The sequence below is a fragment of the Candidatus Poriferisocius sp. genome, from assembly GCF_965208475.1.
Classification (GTDB): Bacteria; Actinomycetota; Acidimicrobiia; order Acidimicrobiales; family Bin134; genus Poriferisocius.
Genome location: NZ_OZ242338.1, coordinates 3,421,127 through 3,439,837, shown reverse-complemented (window position 1 = coordinate 3,439,837; position 18,711 = coordinate 3,421,127). Strand labels below are relative to the sequence as shown.

13 protein-coding genes are annotated in these 18,711 nt (G+C 64.3%); all 13 read left to right on the top strand.

The window, feature by feature from the left end; genetic code table 11:
* Window positions 1-14: 14 nt before the first annotated feature.
* On the top strand, window positions 15-938 hold the full coding sequence (locus ACOGXA_RS16035; protein WP_419924850.1) for a RecB family exonuclease: 924 nt from the start codon (window positions 15-17) through the stop codon (window positions 936-938).
* Window positions 939-979: 41 nt separating this feature from the next.
* The gene (locus ACOGXA_RS16030; RefSeq protein ID WP_419924849.1) at window positions 980-2,197 is read left to right on the top strand and encodes a phosphotransferase family protein; all 1,218 of its coding nucleotides are present in this window, start codon (window positions 980-982) and stop codon (window positions 2,195-2,197) included.
* A gap of 174 nt (window positions 2,198-2,371) precedes the next feature.
* On the top strand, window positions 2,372-5,566 hold the full coding sequence (locus tag ACOGXA_RS16025; RefSeq protein ID WP_419924848.1) for a PD-(D/E)XK nuclease family protein: 3,195 nt from the start codon (window positions 2,372-2,374) through the stop codon (window positions 5,564-5,566).
* A gap of 2 nt (window positions 5,567-5,568) precedes the next feature.
* Window positions 5,569-8,886 (top strand): UvrD-helicase domain-containing protein, encoded by a 3,318-nt coding sequence (locus ACOGXA_RS16020; protein WP_419924847.1) that lies wholly within the window; start codon window positions 5,569-5,571, stop codon window positions 8,884-8,886.
* A gap of 12 nt (window positions 8,887-8,898) precedes the next feature.
* Window positions 8,899-9,702 (top strand): nucleotidyltransferase family protein, encoded by an 804-nt coding sequence (locus ACOGXA_RS16015; RefSeq protein WP_419924846.1) that lies wholly within the window; start codon window positions 8,899-8,901, stop codon window positions 9,700-9,702.
* A 3-nt stretch (window positions 9,703-9,705) separates the two neighbouring features.
* On the top strand, window positions 9,706-10,506 hold the full coding sequence (mutM, locus tag ACOGXA_RS16010; protein WP_419924845.1) for a bifunctional DNA-formamidopyrimidine glycosylase/DNA-(apurinic or apyrimidinic site) lyase: 801 nt from the start codon (window positions 9,706-9,708) through the stop codon (window positions 10,504-10,506).
* A 28-nt stretch (window positions 10,507-10,534) separates the two neighbouring features.
* Window positions 10,535-11,941, top strand: coding sequence for an OB-fold domain-containing protein (locus ACOGXA_RS16005; protein ID WP_419924844.1), 1,407 nt, complete (start codon window positions 10,535-10,537; stop codon window positions 11,939-11,941).
* A 9-nt stretch (window positions 11,942-11,950) separates the two neighbouring features.
* The gene (locus ACOGXA_RS16000; protein ID WP_419924843.1) at window positions 11,951-13,129 is read left to right on the top strand and encodes a lipid-transfer protein; all 1,179 of its coding nucleotides are present in this window, start codon (window positions 11,951-11,953) and stop codon (window positions 13,127-13,129) included.
* A 135-nt stretch (window positions 13,130-13,264) separates the two neighbouring features.
* Complete coding sequence (locus ACOGXA_RS15995; RefSeq protein WP_419924842.1) at window positions 13,265-13,594, top strand: STAS domain-containing protein; 330 nt, start codon at window positions 13,265-13,267, stop codon at window positions 13,592-13,594.
* Window positions 13,595-13,598: 4 nt separating this feature from the next.
* Window positions 13,599-14,750 carry a PP2C family protein-serine/threonine phosphatase gene (locus ACOGXA_RS15990; RefSeq protein WP_419924841.1) on the top strand — a complete coding sequence of 384 codons (1,152 nt, stop codon included), beginning with the start codon at window positions 13,599-13,601 and terminating at the stop codon, window positions 14,748-14,750.
* Window positions 14,751-14,754: 4 nt separating this feature from the next.
* Entirely contained in the window at window positions 14,755-15,186 is a 432-nt protein-coding gene (locus ACOGXA_RS15985; protein ID WP_419924840.1) for an ATP-binding protein, read from the top strand.
* A gap of 104 nt (window positions 15,187-15,290) precedes the next feature.
* Window positions 15,291-16,472 carry an ABC transporter substrate-binding protein gene (locus ACOGXA_RS15980; RefSeq protein WP_419924839.1) on the top strand — a complete coding sequence of 394 codons (1,182 nt, stop codon included), beginning with the start codon at window positions 15,291-15,293 and terminating at the stop codon, window positions 16,470-16,472.
* Window positions 16,469-18,703, top strand: coding sequence for a sensor histidine kinase (locus ACOGXA_RS15975; protein ID WP_419924838.1), 2,235 nt, complete (start codon window positions 16,469-16,471; stop codon window positions 18,701-18,703). The genes ACOGXA_RS15980 and ACOGXA_RS15975 overlap by 4 nt, the downstream gene beginning before the upstream one ends.
* Window positions 18,704-18,711: the final 8 nt, after the last annotated feature.

Sequence of the window (18,711 nt, the reverse complement as noted above, 5' to 3'; positions counted from 1 at the left end):
TCGGATAAACAGACATGACCATGACCGAGCCCGCCAAACAGGCCGAGTCGGCTGAGAAGCCCATTGACGGCAAGCTCTTGGAGATTCCCGAGCGCTACGTGCCCAAACACCTCTCCCCTTCCAGCGCGTCATCCTTTCGGGAGTGCCCCCGCCGGTGGAAGTTCCGCTACATCGACCGCCTGCCCGACCCGCCGGGCAAGGCCGCGGTAACCGGCACCTTCGCCCACATGGTGCTGGAGAAGCTGATGCAGGAGCCGGTGGAGGACCGCACGGTGGATCGAGCCAAGAAGCTGGCACGCGACCTCTGGCCCAAAATGGAGAACCACCGCGACTACCAGGGCTTGGAGTTGGATGAACGGGGCGGTTTGGACTTCCGCATCAACGGCTGGCGGGCCATCGAGGGGCTGTGGGATTTGGAAGACCCCCGCGAGGTGAGCGTGGCCGCTACCGAGCAAGACATCCGGGTAGAGATCAACGGAGTGCCGTTCCGGGGAATCATCGACCGGGTGGACCAGACCGACGAGGGCCTGGTGGTCACCGACTACAAGTCGGGCAAGGCGCCCTCCGAGCGGTTCTCATCCAACTACGCCACCCAAATGCTGCTGTACGCCGCGGCGCTGACCGAGCTGGAGGGCCGCAAACCAGCCAAGGCCCAGTTGCTGTATCTCGGCCAGAAAGCAGTGGAGGTGGAGATCACGGACGCCAACCTTGCCGAGGCGGTCGACGAACTGCGGTCCACCTGGCTGGCCATCATGGAGAGCTGCATCTCCCTGGAGTTCGTAGCCTCCCCGGGGCCCCTGTGCGGCTGGTGCCCCTTCGTGGCCCAATGCCCCGAGGGCGCCGCCGAGGTGCTTCACCGCGACAAGATCGGCAAGCTGCGGTCCGACGCCCCCGCCCTCGAACGGATAGCCCAAGCCGCAGAGGAACCGACCGGCTAACGGCGTCTCAGGGCGCATACCCAAGCCGGGCATAGATTGCGATGACGGACAAACTGCCCGCGGCGCTGCTCGACTGGGTTGAACAGCGCTGCGGAAAGCCAGTGACTGAGGCGGTTCGAATTCTGGGAGGGGCCTCTCGCCAGGCATGGGTACTGACGCTGGCGGGCGATGAACGGCGGTTCTTGCGGATGGACAATGGCACGTCGCCGCTGTCGGTAGAAGGCTACGACTTGGCCCGAGAGGCCCGGGTATACGAGTGGCTGGCCGACACGCCGGTGCGGGCTGCCGGGTTCTGCGGGATCAGCCCGGATGGTCGGGCATTGCTGCTGGAGTATGTGGAGGGATCTCCGGGGCCGTTGGACGAACCCGAGGTGGCCCGCGACTTCATGGGCCAGGTGAACGCCCTCCATTTGCTGGCACCGCCCGACCATCTGGCGGTTGACGATTTGGCGGCGTGGACGAGGATCTATCGGAGCCATTGCCCTGAGCCCGATCCGCTGATCGACCTCGGCCTGCGCCTGCTGGCTGAGACTGCGCCCGAACCGGCCCCGCGGGTGGTGCTGGTACACGGCGACCTGGGACCGGGCAACGTGCTGCACGACGGCCGCCGGGTGACGGGGTTGTGCGACTGGGAGCTGGCCCATGTGGGCGACCCGATGGAAGACCTGGCCTGGATCACGGTGCGGGCCATGCTCACCCCGTTGGTGGACATCGACACGGCCTTCGGGTGGTACGACGGCCCGGTGGACGCTGAGCGGGTGCGCTACTGGCAGCTTGCCTGCCAGGTGCGCAACCTGATCGGGCTAGGAGTGACCGGAGCTGCCGGCGGCGATTTGGGCATGGGCATGCTGTTCGCCACCCTCCACCGCCGGATCACCGCCGAGTTGGTGTGCGAGGCATTGGGAGTGGAAGCAGAGCCGTCCGAGCTGCCCGAGCCAATCGACACCGCGGCCAGCGATGTCTACGCCGCCGTCTTGGGCGATCTGCGCACGGTGATCACTCCCGCTCTCAGCGGCTACCCCGCCGCTCGAGCCAAATCTGTGGCTCGCCTGGTGCGCTACCTCGACATGGTAAACCGCATCGGCCCCAAGCTGGCCCAACAAGACCAAGCTGACCGGGATTGCTTCAACCTCGCCGACGACGCCGAACTGGCCCGCTACCTCACCCGCTCAGCCCTGCGGCAACAAGCCCTCATGGCCCCCGCCATGGGCCGCCTCGCCCACGCCCAGCTGCCCCGCCCCCGAACTCCACAGGGATAAGCATCTCAATATCACCAACTTGGCACATCATGATGTCTAAATGAGGACCACGCTGACCTTGGACGGCGATCTGGCCGATGCCCTACCGGCAGGAACCAGGCCCAACCACCGCCATTTCGGGTGGTCGATGTCGAGACCCGGGAAGTGTCACAGCGAGTCTCTAGAGTCTTGGCCGTGAGCATCGAGGTCGTGTGTACCCCCTATGGGCTGCCTGCCACAAAGCGGCTGGGCGAGCGGATCGACGCGCTCAAGGGTGGCGACCCGCTGGCGCCGGTCACGGTGGTGGTGCCCACCAATATCGCTGGCATTGCCACCCGGCGGGCCTTGGGAGCACGGGACCAGGGCATCACCGCGGTGAATTTCCTCAAACTGTTCGACCTGGCCGAGCGCCTGGCTGGACGGCAGATGGCCGTGGAGCTGAAGCGCAAGCCGCTTTCCGACCCGGTGCTCAGCGCCACGGTGCGGAGCGTGTTGAACACCAACCCTGGCCTGTTTCGGGCCTCGGCCCAACATCCCGCCACCCAGCAGGCCCTGGTGCGGTCTTACCGGGACTTGCGCGAGCTCTCTGAAAATCAGCTCAACGCCTTGGCGACACAGAGCCGGCGAGCGGCCGATGTGGTCCGCATCTGCGGCCAGGTCAGAAGCAGGCTGGAGTCCAAGTGGTACGACGGCCAGGATCTGAACGAGTTGTCCATCAACACTCTGGGGTCGGGGTCGTTCAGCGACCTTGTCCAACAATTCGGCCCGGTGATCATCCACCTGCCCCAACGGGTCACCCGATCACAGGGTCTCATGGTTTCCTCCTTGTCCGCTGCGACGTCGGTAGCGGTTATCGCCGGACTCACCGGAAACGCAAAGGCCGATAGCGCCGTAGCGGAGTCGGTCCGCCGCATGGGAGCAGATTTCGTTCCGCCTAGGGCGGTCAGCCAACCCCACGGCCAGCGGATCATCAGCACGGCCAGCGCCGACGAGGAAGTCCGGGTGGCAGTCCGGGAGGTGGTCGACGCGGCCCGAGACGGCATCGCCCTGAACCGGATCGCCGTGCTGTGCGGCAGCGGAGAGCCTGTGATCCGTGCCCTCCACAGCCACCTCAATGCTGCCGACATCCCATACAACGGTCCCAGCGGGCGCACCCTGGCCGACTCGCTGGCCGGCCGGGGGCTCATTGCCCTGCTCAACCTGGTGGGCCGCGACTTCCGCCGCAACGAAGTGTTCGCCCTGCTGTCGGTGGCATCGGCCACCGACACTCCCTTGGCGGTAGACGGCAAGCAGCCCTCGCCGGCCGCGGCCGCGGTGATGGCGTGGGAGCGGGTGTCGCGCCAAGCCGGGGTGGCTCGGGGTTCTGAGCAGTGGGAGACGAGGCTCAACAGCTTCGCCGCAGATCAGCGCGAAGCCGCCCGGCAAGAGGAGGGCGATCCCGACGGAATCGAGGGGCGGGTCGAGCGGCGGCGCCGAGAGGCCGACCACGCGGAGTCGCTGGCCCGGTTCATGGCCCAGCTCATCGGCGACCTGTCCCCTGACCCTGAACCGGCTTCCTGGAAAGACTGGTGCGGGTGGATCAAAAGGCTGATCCACACCTACCTGGGCGATGAGAAGGCCCGACAACAATGGCCTCCGGCTGAGCAGGAGGCCGGCGACAAGATCGAGGGGATACTCGACCGCTTGGCCAACCTGGACGAGATAGAACATCGTCCCCGGTCAACCACCTTCCGGCATACCCTGGTCTCAGAGTTGGGCGCCCCCACCGGGCGGGTCGGGCGGGTCGGATACGGGGTGCTCACCGAGCAGATCGGCGCCTCGCTGGGGATGGAGTTGGACCGGGTGATCTTGATCGGCATGGCCGAGGGAACGTTCCCCCACAGCCCGTCTGATGATCCGCTCCTGCCCGACCGGGAGCGCATGGCCGCCAGTGATGACCTTTCCCTGCTCTCCGATCGAATGAGCGATCAACACCGTGGCCTCCTGGCCGTGCTGGCCTCAGCCGAGACCGCTGCCTTGGTGTACGCCCGGGGCGATGCCCGACGTGCTTCCGAACAGCATCCGTCTCGCTGGGTGCTGGACACCGCGAGCGTACTGGCGGGCCGCGTCGTGGACAGCACCAACCTAGGCAATCTGGCCGACAACGACACCGCTGGCTGGTTCGAGCACGTCCCCTCGTTTGCCGGCAGGGTGCTCCACGCCGAATTCCCGGCGACCGCCCAAGAGTTCCGATTGCAGGCCCTAGCCCAGACCAGTCGATCTGATGATCTGCCGATCGACGACGACCCGGTTCTGACCCGAGGGGCCGAGTTGGTTGCCAGCCGGGCGTCAAACCAGTTCACCCGCTTCGACGGCAACCTGTCCCACCTCGAAGTTGCCGACCTGATCAGCGACGTGGTTTCGCCCACCAGCCTGGAAACCTGGGCCGACTGCCCGATGCGCTATCTCTTCCAGCACGTCCTGCGGGTGCAGACCTTCGAACAACCCGAGGAGCTGCTCCAGATCTCCGCGTTGGAGAAGGGCTCGCTGGTTCACGACGCCCTGGACATGTTTGTGCGCGAGCAGCTTGACAACGACCAAGTGCCGCCCCCTGGCCAACCGTGGAGCGAACAGCAGCGCCGCCGGCTCCTCGAGATCGGAGCGGAGTTGTGCGAGCAGGTCGAAGCCCGAGGGCTGACGGGAACGTCGGTGTACTGGCACCACGACCGGCGACGGATTCTGACCGACTTGGAGCGCTTTTTGTCGAAAGACGATGCCCAGCGCCGTCGGTATGGCGTCACCGCTGCGGCCAGCGAATTGGCGTTTGGAATGCCCGATGCAGAACTGGGGGCGGTGGCGATCACGCTGCGCAACGGCCGCAATGTGCGATTCAGAGGCCGAGCCGACCGGGTAGACCACGGCGCCGACGACCGCCTGCTGGTCACCGACTACAAGACCGGCAAGGCCGACAGCTACAAAGACTTGGACGAAGGCAGCCGGAACTGGGATCCCGTCCTGCGCGGCACCAAGCTCCAGCTTCCGGTGTACGGGCTGGCCGCCCGAGACAACATCGACGACCCCGATGCCCAGGTCAGAACCCAGTACTGGTTCGTCACCAGCGACCAGCAGTTCAAGACCTGTGGCTACTGGCTGACCGACCGGGTGATGGATCGCTTCCGAACAGTGGTAGACACCATCACCAAGGGCATCGAAGGCGGGGTGTTCTGCGACCGGCCTCAACCCGACCGCACCGAGGGGCCGTACAGCCAGTATTGCGACTACTGCAACGCCGACCGGCTGGGAACCCAGGAGCGCCGCCGGGGGTGGGAGAACATGCAAGATCAAACCGAACTGGCCGACTATCGGCACCTGGCCGAGTCACCCCATGGACTCGACTCCGAGGCGAACTGACTATGGAGCTCCCCAACAACGACCAAGCCGACCGGGATGCCATCGTCTCCGAACTCGACTCGACCCTGTTCGTGGAAGCTGGGGCCGGATCGGGCAAGACCACCGCGCTGGTGGAGCGGGTGCTGGCCCTGCTCGACACCGGCGTGGCCATGGAGAACATCGCGGCCATCACATTCACCGAAAAAGCGGCCGCCGAGCTGAAAAACCGCCTGCGCCAGAAGCTCTCCAATTCAGGCCGACACCCTGAGGCCCTCGACCAGCTAGACGGAGCGGCCATCACCACCCTCCACGGGTTCGCGCTGCGCATCCTCTCCCATCACGCCATCGAAGCCGGACTGCCGCCTCGCATCGAGGTGAGCCCCGACGAAGCATTTGAAGACCGCTGGGAGGACTTTCGAAGCCGCCTGCTGAGCGGCCCTGAACAAGAACAGCCCTTGGCCTTGGCCCGAATCTTGGGCATCAGTACCGCTCATCTGCGAGAACTAGCCCGAAAACTCGACGACAATTGGGATCTGGCCGACAGGGAAATGGGTGGTCAGACACCTCCCACCGGGCCGATCAGCCTACCCGACATGAGCGGCTTCCCCCGTTGGTTCGATGAGGTGGCTGCCCTGTCGGCCTACTGCACAGACCCCACCGACCGAATGCTCCCCAAGCTCGCGACCATCGCCGAGCGGGCCAGGCTGCTTGACGACGCGGTGGGCGACGACGACCAGATCCTGCGCCTGCTGTTTGTTCCCGGGCTGAGCTTCACCAAAGCGGGCCGCAAGGACAACTGGCCCGACGAGGACAGCGGTGAGCCGTCATTGAAAGAAGTGGCCAATCGGCTTCGCAAGCTGGGCGACGCCATCGAGAACCTCCGAGAACATGTGGCCGATTCGCTGATCGAACGCCTGGCCTTGGTACTGGGCGCGTTCACCCTGGAAGCCGCCGAAGACCGTCGTCGCAAAGGAGTGCTTGAATACCACGACCTGCTGGTGCTGGCCCGAAACCTGCTGCGACACCCTGAATACGGCGAGGAGATCAGAAGTGCGCTGGCAGGACGCTACCAGCGCCTGCTGCTAGACGAGTTCCAAGACACCGACCCCATCCAAATCGAGTTGGCCAAGCTCATCGCCACGCCCCCTGACGACGATCGACACTGGTGGGAACTGCGAGACACGCCGGGGCGGCTGTTCTTCGTGGGCGACCCCAAGCAGTCCATCTACCGGTTCCGCCGAGCCGACATCGCCTTGTACACCCGAGCGGGACAAGCCCCTACCGTGGACCGGAAGTCGCTCACCCGCAACTTCCGGTCGGTCGAGCCCATCCTCTATTGGATCAACGCCCTGTTCGACGGATTCATGGCCCCGCCCAGCCCCTCGAAACAGCACGTCCAGCCCTTTTACCAGGCCCTTGACTCCGTTCGAGAGCGACCCCCGAAGGGGTCAGCCGTGGCGGTACTCGACCACGTACACCCCAGGGCGTCCGGCACCCATAGCCTGCGCGCCGTAGAGGCTCAGGAGGTGGCCCAAGCCATATTGACCGCGGTCGGCCACGGCTGGTCGGTGGGCGACGGCCTAGACGAACACAAGCGACAATGCTGGCGGCCGGCCCGGCTAGAGGACATCTGCATTCTGCTGCCAACCCGCACCTCGCTGCCCCAACTCGAACAGGCGTTGGAGGGCCACGGCATCCCCTATCGCGTCGAGGCCGGTTCGCTGATCTGGATCAGCCAGGCAATTCGAGACGTGATGGCAACAGTGCGAGCACTGGCCGATCCCACTGACGAAGTCTCGTTGGTGAATGCCCTGCGATCCCCCGCCTTCGGATGCGGCGACGACGACCTGTTCACCTACAAAGTCGCCTACCACGGCTCGTGGAACTACATGGCGGCTAGGCCCAAGCACCTACCCAGCAGCCACCCGGTGGGTGAGGCCATGGCGTGGCTGGCCGAACTGCACACCGAGGTCCGCTGGTTGAGGCCCAGTCATGTGATCGAGCGCATCGTGCGGGAGCGGCGGCTGCTGGAGTCGAGCTGCTTCGGCCACTGCCGCAACCGGGATGTGTGGCGCAGCCTCAATTTGGTTGTCGACCAGGCTCGCCAATTTGAGGACTCCGGTGGACGGGGTTTGCGGGAGTTCGTTGCCTGGGTGGAGCAGAAGATCAGTGAGCGGACCAGGGAGTCCGACGTAATCTTGTCGGAAACCGACGACGACGCCGTGCGCATCACCACCATCCACGCCGCCAAGGGCCGGGAGTTCCCCATCGTCATCCTGTCGGGGACCTACGCCCGGAGCCGCCCCATGTCGGCCCAGATGGTGTGGCCTGCTGGAGGTGGCTTCGGGGTGCGCTTCAACAACCTCTTGCGAACCAGGTCGTTCGCCGAGCAACAAGACTATGAAGAGGAGATGGAGCACGCCGAACGCGTGCGCTTGCTCTATGTGGCCCTCACTCGGGCCATGGACCATCTGGTGGTGTCAGCTCATCGCATGGAGCCAAGCAAGAACAGCACCGCCAAGCCGTCGATGGCCGAGATGGTGGTGGACCACGCCGCCTCGCTGCCCAAAGCAGAGTGGACATCCGAACCCTTGCCATCTGAGGATCCAGACACCCTCGGCCGAGCATCCTTTTCGACGTGGCAGAGCGAGCGGGAGATCTGCATAGCCGCCGCGGGCAAGCCATCAATCACAAGTGCCTCAGCCATCGCATGGACCGAGACCGATGATGTTGGACAACTCCCCGGCCTGAGCAAGGACGGCCCCGCCGACGGCGACGACGATCGGTCGCCGCTGCGCAAGGGACGGGGCGGCACCCAGATCGGCAGCGCGGTACACGGTGTGCTGCAAACGGTGGCGCTCGACACCGACCCCGACAACCTCGGCCCGGTGGCAGAGGCTCAAGCCGAAGCCGAGGGGGCATTCCCCGCCCGGAGCACGGTCCGGGCTCTGGCCCAATCGGCTCTGGAGTCCACCACGGTGAGAGAGGCAGCAGCCAACGATCATTGGAAGGAGCTGTTCGTGGCCGCCCCCGTTGATGGCACCGTTGTGGAGGGCTACATCGATCTGCTGTATCGCTCCAAGGAGGGCTTGGTGGTGGTGGACTACAAGACCGACGACATCCACGACGACGAAACGCTCCAGGCCAAAGTCGACCGCTACCGGCTTCAGTTGGCCGCCTACTCCCTGGCGGTGGAACAGGCGATAGGCGAAGCGGTGACCCGGTGCGTGCTGGTGTTCGCCCGCCAAGGTAAAAACGCAAGGGAGGTCGTCATCGCCGAAAGCGACCTAGTCTCGGCCCAGCAAGAAGTCCGCCGGCGGCTGGCGTCGGCCGCGGCTTGAGAAAGGACGCATATGTTCACTCTGGTGGTGATGGCCGCAGGGCTGGGATCGCGCTTTGGGGGGACCAAGCAACTGGCCCAGGTGGGCCCCAATGGCGAGGCGTTCTTGGACTTCGCTGTCGCCGACGCCCAGGCTGCGGGCGCCGACCGGGTGGTACTCATTGTGCGAAGCGATATCGAGGCCGACGTGAAACGGCACTTTGGGTCTCGCGGCGGCCTGCCCGCCGATCTTGAAGTGGCCTTTGTGCGCCAAAACGAGCACGGCCCTTCCCGGCCCAAGCCGTGGGGCACCGCCCACGCCGTGCTGTCGGCCGCCGAGGCGGTGACCGGCCCGTTCGCAGTGTGCAACGCCGACGATTACTACGGACCCACCGCCTACGCGGCTCTCGCCCAAGCCATGAAGGGCATCGCCGACAACGAGGCCTGGCTGTGTGGCTACCGCCTCGACCACACCCTGCCCGCCGAGGGCACTGTGACCCGGGGAGTATGCCAAGTAGTAGGCGACCGCCTCACCGGAATAGTCGAGCAAGAGGGCATCTCCCAAACCGGCAACGAACTCCCCGCCGACACCATCGTGTCTATGAACCTGTGGGCCTTCTCCCCCCGATTCGCAGACAGCCTGCAAGAAGGCTTCGCCCAATTCCTCAGCGACCACGGCGACAGCCCCACCGCCGAATACCTCCTCCCCCACGCCGTCGCCACCGAAATGGAGAGGGGCGCGCTCACCGTCCGAGTAGTCACCACCAACGAAACCTGGATCGGCGTAACCAATCCCAATGACCTAGAGATCGCCCGCGCCGCCCTCAAATCCCGCTAACCCATGCCCGAACTACCCGAAGTCGAGACGATCCGCCGTCAACTCTCACCCCGACTCCAGGAACGCCTCATCCAGGATGCCCACAGCCACGCCTCAGAAAAGTTCACCCCCGCAGTCGCCAGCATCGGCGCCACAATCCAAGGACTAAACCGAAGAGGCAAGTATCTCATCGGCCCCCTGAACGACGGCCGGGAGCTCATCATCCACTTGGGCATGACCGGCGCCCTCTCCCTCACCCCCAGCGTTCCCGACGATCCCTATATCCGAGCATGGTGGCAACTCGACAACCAAGAGTCCCTCATCTACCGAGACGTCCGCCGCTTCGGACGCATCCGCTGCGTCCCGGCTGGCCAGTACGGCGCCATTCCCACCCTGGCCGCCCAAGGCCCCGACGCCCTCAGCGCCGACTTCACCCCGGAGGCCTTCTACCAAGCCCTCCGTCGAAGTCGCCGCCGCATCCCCACTCAGCTCCTGAGCCAAAAGCCGGTGGCGGGCGTCGGCAACATCTACGCAACCGAGGCCCTGTGGATCGCCGGCGTCCACCCGGCCAAACGCCAGATCAGTCGGCCGGCGGCCACCAGACTCCACGCCGCCCTAGTTGAGGTGCTTGAGGCCGGCTTGGCCAACGGGGGAACCACGTTGCGGGACTATCGCAACGCCGACGGAGACGAGGGCAGCCATCAGCACGCCCTGGCCTGCTATGGCCGCTCGGGCCAGCCTTGCCTGCGCTGCGCCGCGATGCTCCAACACCGCACCTACGACGCCCGAACGCTTGCTTTCTGTCCTCAGTGCCAGCCGCGTTAGTGTCATCGGCGGCTGGGGGAGGAAGCCCATGAGCGATCACATGACCGACGCGCAGAAAGAGGCGTTCGCGGCCATGCTGCGCCGCGAGGTTGGGAGCACCGGAACCCCGACAACGGCCCGTGATCCCGTCAACCAGCCCATGATCCGCCACTGGTGCGACGCCATGGAGGATGCCAACCCCCTCTACACCGACCCCGGCGCCGCGAGCGGAGGCCCCCACGGCGAGATCACCGCCCCTCCGGCCATGCTCAACGCCTGGACCATGATCGGATTGGTCCCCCGGGTGAACGACCCCAAAGATCCCGCCTCCGGGGTGTACGCCATGTTGGACGAAGCCGGCTACGTCGGCGTGGTGGCCACCAACTCCGAGCACGTCTACCACCGCTACCTCAAACTCGGCGACCACCTCACCGGAGTGGTCAAGCTGGTGGATGTCTCCGACGAGAAGCAGACCGCTCTGGGCATCGGCCACTTCGTGACCACCGAGACCGAGTACCACGACCAGCACGGCGACCACGTGGGCTCCATGTTCTTCCGCATCCTCAAATTCCGCCCCGGCACCGGGCGCACCGCCGGTCCCAGCGACGGCGACAGCCCATCTGAGCGCCCGCCCCGCCCCCGCCCCAGCCGCAACCAGGACACCGACTTCTTCTGGCAGGGCAGCCGGGCCGGCGAACTCCGCATCCAGCAATGTCTCAAATGCGAGCGGCTCCAGCACCCGCCCGGCAGCCGCTGCCCTGGTTGCGGCGCTGTCGACATGGGCTACACCACAGCCTCCGGGAAGGGCACCCTGTACTCCTTCGTGGTGGCCCACCACCCCCGGGTGCCCTCCTTCGACTACCCCCTGAACATCGGGCTGGTGGAACTGGAGGAGGGCGTCCGCCTGGTAACCAATATCACCGACTGCGACTCCGACCAGCTCAAAGTGGGCATGCCGCTTCAGGCTTGGCACATGCAGACCCATGAGGATGTGAGCCTGCCGGTGTTCCGGCCCGCCCGGGTGCCTCGCAACCCCGCCACGCTCACATTCGACGAGGTGAGCGTGGGCGACGAACTGCCGCTCTGCCCGATCCCCCTTACCCCCACGCTGATCGTGTCCACCGCCATCGCGTCGCGCGACTACCAAGATGTGCACCACGACCGAGACATGGCAATCAAGAAGGGGTCTGAGGACATCTTCATGAACATCTTGACGTCCAGCGGCCTCTCCGCCCGCTACATCAGCGACTGGGCCGGCCCTGACGCCGTGTTCAAGAACCTGAAGATCCGCCTCGGGGCACCCAACTACCCCTACGACTGCATGACCATGTCGGGCTCGGTCACCGCCAAGCGAGAAGCCGACGGCGGGGCCATCGCCGAGATTTCCTTCCGGGGCCAGAACAGCCGGGGGCCCCATGTGTCCGGAACCGTCGACCTGGCCTTGCCTCGCCGGTAGGAGAGCACCATGACCTTGAACTACGTCTATCACTCCGCCATCGCCGGGATCGGCGCCACCCCTTTCACCAAGGACTCGGGCCGAACTCCCATGGACCAAGCCGTGGAAGCCTGCCTGGCCGCTTGCGACGACGCCGGCCTGCCCCCCGAGAAGGTCAACGGCATGGTGACTTACTCCGCCGAGCAGAACCCCGAAATCGAGGTGGCCCGAAACCTGGGCATAGAAGAGCTGACCCACTTCTCCATGGTCCACCACGGCGGCGGGGCCGCCTGCGGGGTGGTCGCAGTGGCCTGCCAGGCCATCTACTCCGGTGCCGCCGACTACGTGCTGTGCTACCGGGCCTTCAACGAGCGCTCGTGGCACCGTTTCGGAGCCGGGGTGCAGGACCGGCCCGCAGGCGCCGAGGCCGCCGAAGTGAGCTTCTCGTGGAGCTCGCCGTTCGGTCTGGTGACGCCGGCGTCATGGGTGGCCATGTTCGCCACCCGCTACATGCACGAATTCGGGGCCACCACCGAGGACTTCGGCCGGGTGTCGGTGGTCGACCGGGCCTTCGCGGCCACCAACCCCTACGCCCACTTCTTCCAGCGGCCCATCACCCTGGAAGACCACCAGAACAGCCGCTGGATCGTGGAGCCCCTGCGCCTGCTGGACTGCTGCCAGGAGACCGACGGCGCCCAGGCTCTGCTGGTAACCACCGCAGAGCGGGCCAGAGACTTGAAGCAGAAGCCCGCGGTCATCGCCTCGGCCGCCCAAGGGGCAGCCGAAGACCAGCACATGATGAGGAGCTACTACCGGGACGAAATCACCGGCATCCCCGAGATGGGATTATGCGCCCGCCAGCTCTACCAGTCGAGCGGCCTGTCGGCCGACGACATCCAGACCGCCATCATCTACGACCACTTCACCCCGCTGGTGCTCCCCCAGCTCGAGGAGTTCGGGTTCTGCGACCGAGGCGAGGCCAAGGACTTCATCCGCGACGGCCACCTCGAACGGGACGGCCGCCTCCCGATCAACACCAACGGGGGCCAGCTCGGGGAGGCCTACATCCACGGCCTCAACGGCATCGCCGAAGGCGTGCGCCAGATCCGAGGCACTTCGGTGAACCAGATCGACAGCGTGGAGAATGTGTTGGCCACCGCAGGAACCGCCGTCCCCACCAGCGCGCTCATCTTGTCCCAGCCCCGATAGACCTTCGCGGCGCTTCGAGTCTGCCGTGTCCACGGCAGTTCTGTTGGCATCACCCCGCCCTTTGCCCATTGGCTTGTGTATGATCTCGACTGACAAAATGATCCAAATCAGGACCCGACAAGAGAGGCCCAAGACATGGAATTCAGCCAAGACCGATCCGGCGAGACTCTGGTGATAAACGCTTCTGGCCGGGTCGACGGTTCCAACGCGTCAGACTTCCTGGAGTCCTTGCAAGGAATGTTCGATCCCGGCGACCAGAAGATCATCCTTGATCTCGGCGGTCTTGAGTACATCAGCAGCGCCGGGCTGCGCGTGTTGCTGATGGCAGCCCAGAACCTCGACAAGCAGAACAAGTCATTCAGCATCTGCTCCCTGACCGAAGCGGTGGGTGACGTGTTCCGCATCAGCGGCTTCGATCAGATAATCAACGTTTTCCCATCGGTAGACGACGCCCAACAGGGGTAATCCCTTGACCCGGACCTATCGGATCCTGGTCGTTGACGACGAGCCGGATCTTGAGCCCCTGATCTTGCAGCGGATGCGCCGCCAGATCCGCTCAAACTCATACGAGTTCGTCTTCGCCCAGAATGGAGTGGAGGCGCTGGAGAAACTCAACGCCGACCCAACCATCGACATGGTGCTGTCGGATATCAACATGCCCAAGATGGACGGGCTCACCCTCCTCCAGCAGCTCCCCGGGGTCGATCCCAATCTCCGCGCGGTGATCATCTCTGCGTACGGTGATATGGACAACATTCGCACCGCCATGAATCGGGGGGCGTTCGACTTCGTCACCAAGCCAATCGATTTCGACGACCTCAAGATCACCATCACCCGCACGCTGGAACACCTGGCCGAGTGGCGGGATGCGCTGTCGTCGCGCGACCAGCTTGTGGCCCTTCAGAACGAGTTGAGCATCGCCAGCCAGCTTCAGCAGTCCATCCTGCCCAAGAATCCGCCGATCACCGAGAAGTACGAAGTTTCGGCCAACATGGAGCCGGCCCGCAACGTGGGCGGAGACTTCTATGACTTCTTCAAGCTCGACGATTACGTCGGCCTAGTGGTGGCCGACGTATCCGACAAGGGCATCCCCGCGTCAATGTTCATGATGTCCAGCCGGACCGCGCTAAAGGGAGCGGCCATCGGCGTCCGAGACCCAGAAAATGTGCTGACCGAGGTAAACAACCAGCTACACCAGGATAACCCGACGTTCATGTTCGTCACCGTTGTCTATGCTCTGTTCAACCCCGACAGTGGCTCGCTCACCTATTCCATCGCGGGCCACGACCCTCCGATGCTGGTAAGCGCAGATGGCACCGTTACCGAATTGCCGCTCACCCAGGGCGTGGCGCTCGGAGTCGCTCCAAACATCGTCTACTCCCAAGAGACGGTTGACTTGGCCCCGGGCGACACCGTCATTTTGTACACCGATGGCGTATCCGAGGCCATGAACGCCGACAAGGAACAGTTTGGGATAACTCGATTGAGGGAAGTGTTCGACGGCAAACCACCGACAAGCGCAGCGGCCGCCAACGAGGCTGTGTTCAAGCATGTGAGGGATTTCGCCGGTGACGCCCCCCAGTCCGACGACATCACCTGCCTGATATTCCGACGCCCCTGATGAAATGCGACGGTCCCTGCATATTCCCCACTCGCCGGGACACCCCGCACCCACCGATGCCTTGGCGCTGATCGAGAATCTCCTCAACGAGATGGCCGAAGAAGGCGATTGGCCGGAGACGCTGACCATGCGGGCCAACCTGATCCTGGAGGAGTTGGTGCTCAACACCCTGACGCACGGTGATACCAGCGGTCTGACAGAGGTCGATCTCGAACTGGAGTGCGAAGACCTGGCGCTCACCATCGGCCTCGTTGATGACGGATCACCCTTCAACCCGCTCACCGACGCCCCCGAGCCCGATGTCACCCTTCCCCTCGCCGAGCGTCCCATCGGAGGATTGGGCGTCTATTTGGTGACGACGATGGGCGAGGAACTGGAGTACCGCAGGGAGAACAACCGCAATCACCTCAAGCTCGTCGTGCGCCCCGAGTCGTGAGGCATTCGGCACAGAGGAACCTGCGCAGGGCGCGGCTGGCCGGCCTGGCCATCGCCGCTGTCTCCCTAGTGCTGTCAGGGTGCGGATCTGGTGGAGACGGCCCTGTGGATCCCGGGACGACCGCCGCTCCCACCGCGGGGCCAACGACAACGGCAGCCGGCGGCGTTGGGAATCCGGGAGTATTCGACGATCGTGTTGTCTTCGGGCAGTCGGCGGCGTTCAGCGGTCCCGCCCGGGAGCTGGGCATCAATATGAATCTCGGCATCATGGCGGCGTTCGAAGAGGCCAACCGGAATGGCGGCGTACACGGACGCGTTTTGGAACTCGAGACTCTGGACGATGCCTATGAGCCCGAAGCGGCCATTTCCAATACCCGCGCCCTGATCGAAGACGAACAGGTGTTCGCCCTCATTGGCGCGGTGGGCACACCCACATCTCGCTCGGCCACTCCGGTGGCAGCCGAGGCCGACATCCCCTACGTGGCGCCGTTCACAGGGGCTGGCTTCCTCCGCAATGACGACTGGCAAAACATCGTCAACCTCCGCGCCTCCTATGCCCAGGAGACCGAGGAGATGGTCGAACGCCTGACCGCGGACTTGGGCATCACCCGCATCGCCGTGATGTTCCAAGATGACTCGTTCGGCAGAGCGGGATACAACGGGGCACTGGCGGCATTGGAGAGCCGGGAAATGGAGTTGGTGGCCACCGGGATCTACCCCCGAAACACCACTGCGGTGAAGTCGGCGCTCCTTGATCTGAGAAATGGCAACCCCGAGGCGGTGATCATGATCGGGGCCTATCAGCCCGTCGCTGCTCTGATCTCCTGGGCTCGCCATATTGGTTTCGACCCCATATTCATGACGGTCTCCTTTGTGGGCAGCAATGCGCTGGCCACGGAGTTGGGCCCCGCCGGCGAGGGCGTGTACGTAACCCAGGTGATCCCCTTCCCTCACGACCTTTCGATCCCGGTGGTCGCCTCCTACACCGCGGCCTTGGCGGCCTATGACCCCGAGGCCGAACCGGGATTCGTGTCCCTGGAGGGATACATTGCCGGCCGAATGGCCCTCATCGGGCTCGAAGCGTGCGGAGTTGATCTCACCCGAGACTGTTTCTTGGAGAACATCTTGGGTGCCGGCGAGATAGACATCGACGGATTCACAGTGGACTTCGGCACAGAAGACGACCGAGCAGTGGACAACCAAGGCTCCGATGCCGTCTTCTTGACCGCGATTGACGCCAACGGAAGTTACCGGTCGGCGGATTCTCTGGAGGAAGTCAACCCGTGACCGAATCAGCCACTCCGCAAGGCCCGAAAGCTGCCGCTCATTCGTCGGGCGCACAGCGGCCGGCGATCCGCCACCGGATCTCCACTCAGCTTTACGCCGCGATCTTCGGAGCAGTCGCGCTGACCATTGTGGCCAGTGTTGTGAGCTGGATCTCATTCACCAATGTGGACCGCAGCCAAAAGCGGGTGAGCGAGGAGCGCGTGCCTGAACTGGCCGGTGCTTTCAGCCTGGCTGAGTTCAGCAACGCTCTGGTGGCCGCCACTCCCCGGCTCACCACTGCGCCCCCGGAACAGTTCTCAGCCATCTCCGCCGAGGTGACTGACGCCCAAATGCAATTCAAGGAGCGTTTCGAATCGCTGCTGCGCGAGAATCCCGACGACATCAACGTTCAAGGAATCTCCGAGGTCGCCGACGCTCTGGAGAGGAACATAACCACGATCACGGCCGACATGCCCCACTTCTACGGCCTGTCCAGGCGGATTGAACAGCTACAGGTGCAGATTTCCGCCCGACACGACGCGGTCAAAGACATCATCATTCCCGCCATAGACGACCAGCTCTTCTTCCAAGTAACCGGATACCGAGACCAAGACACCGCACCGACCGACGCCATGGCGAGGACCTCGGGAGACGAGCTTCTTGTCTACCGACATCTCAACGCATTGCAGGCTGACGTGGCCCAAGTCAGCGAGCTCATGGGCAGCTCCCTCATCGCCTCTGAATCGGAATTCGTCGAACCGCTCATAGAGAGCTTCGAGTCGACCAGCGACAGGATCCAGATCAGCCTGTCGGCCATTGCCGCACTGGAAGTCGCCCCGGATCTGAAAACAGCAGTGGACAGCCTCTTGGCGCTGGGAAGCGGCAACAACAGCGCCTTTCGCGCAACCGTCGACCGCCTGGACATCATCGAGCGCCAGAACAACCTGCTAGCCCAGAACCAGGAAGTGGCCATTGATCTCCTCGCCGGGGTCAACTCCCTCGTCCAAACAGCCCAAGCCGGGGCTGATCAGGCCACCGAGAATTCGGCGCAAACCATCAACACCGCCCGAATCCTGCTGGTGATCATCAGCGCTATCGGCACTCTGGGCGCCGGCCTCATCAGCTGGCTCTTCGTGGGAAGGGTATTGCTGCGCCGCATCGGGCGGCTGTCCGGACGGATGCGGACGCTGGCCGGAGGCGACTTGGAAGAGGAGGTTGAGGTCAGCGGCCGCGACGAGATCGCTGAGATGGCTTCAGCCTTGGAGATGTTCCGCCGTCAAGCTCTGGAAATCCAGCGGCTGAACCTGGTCGAACAACTTGCCCAGGAACTGAGTGAGAGGAACGACGAACTGCAAGAGGTGCTGGCTGAGCTGAGCCAGGCCCAAGATCAAATTGTCGCCCGGGAAAAGCTAGCCGCACTGGGAGAGGTCACCGCCGGCGTCGCCCACGAGATCCGCAATCCGCTCAACTTCATCAACAACTTCTCAGCGGCGTCGGCTGAGTTGCTGGAAGAGATGGACGAGATCTACGAGGAGTTCTCCGACGACCTCACTGACGAGCAAAAAGACCTGATTGCCGACATCAACCAAGATCTGAACAAGAACCTAGAGCGCATCCAGAACCACGGTATGCGGGCCAACCGAATCGTTCAGGACATGCTGCTGATGGGACGAGGCGGGGGCGAGGTCCAGCGGACCAGCATCAACGACCTGATCCACGAGCACTCGCTGCTGGCCTACCACAGCGCCCGGGCCCAAGACAACGAGTTCCAGGTCATCCTGGAAGAGGAATTCGACCCGGACATGGGCGAACTGGAGATCGTCCCCCAAGACATGGGACGGGTGTTCTTGAACTTTGTGTCCAATGCCGGTTACGCCACCAACAAGAAGCAAAAGGAGCTCATGGAGTCGGGGAACCTCGGCGACTACGTGCCCACCGTCGTGTTGAAGACCCGCCGCACCGAAGACAGCGCCATCCTCAGCGTGCGAGATAACGGCAGCGGCATCCCCCCCGATGTGGCCGCAAAGATCTTCGACCCGTTCTTCACCACCAAGCCCACCAATGAGGGCACCGGGCTGGGCCTGGCGCTCTCCAACGACATCGTCCGCGAGCACGGCGGCACCATCACCGTCGAAACGGAGCCGGATGAGTACACCGAGATGGTGGTGGAACTGCCGCTTGCCCGCCAGCAGACCAGCACCGTCCTCACGAAGGACGAAGACGACCTAGACGACGAGGACGACGGCGTTTAGCCGGCTGC

Bases quoted from the DNA above. Each gene is read 5' to 3' on its own strand.
- ACOGXA_RS16035 (WP_419924850.1), top strand. From the start codon at position 15: ATGACCATGACCGAGCCCGCCAAACAGGCCGAGTCGGCTGAGAAGCCC.
- ACOGXA_RS16000 (WP_419924843.1), top strand. From the start codon at position 11,951: ATGACCTTGAACTACGTCTATCACTCCGCCATCGCCGGGATCGGCGCC.
- ACOGXA_RS16005 (WP_419924844.1), top strand. From the start codon at position 10,535: ATGAGCGATCACATGACCGACGCGCAGAAAGAGGCGTTCGCGGCCATG.
- mutM (WP_419924845.1), top strand. From the start codon at position 9,706: ATGCCCGAACTACCCGAAGTCGAGACGATCCGCCGTCAACTCTCACCC.
- ACOGXA_RS15985 (WP_419924840.1), top strand. From the start codon at position 14,755: ATGCGACGGTCCCTGCATATTCCCCACTCGCCGGGACACCCCGCACCC.
- ACOGXA_RS16015 (WP_419924846.1), top strand. From the start codon at position 8,899: ATGTTCACTCTGGTGGTGATGGCCGCAGGGCTGGGATCGCGCTTTGGG.
- ACOGXA_RS15995 (WP_419924842.1), top strand. From the start codon at position 13,265: ATGGAATTCAGCCAAGACCGATCCGGCGAGACTCTGGTGATAAACGCT.
- ACOGXA_RS16020 (WP_419924847.1), top strand. From the start codon at position 5,569: ATGGAGCTCCCCAACAACGACCAAGCCGACCGGGATGCCATCGTCTCC.
- ACOGXA_RS16030 (WP_419924849.1), top strand. From the start codon at position 980: ATGACGGACAAACTGCCCGCGGCGCTGCTCGACTGGGTTGAACAGCGC.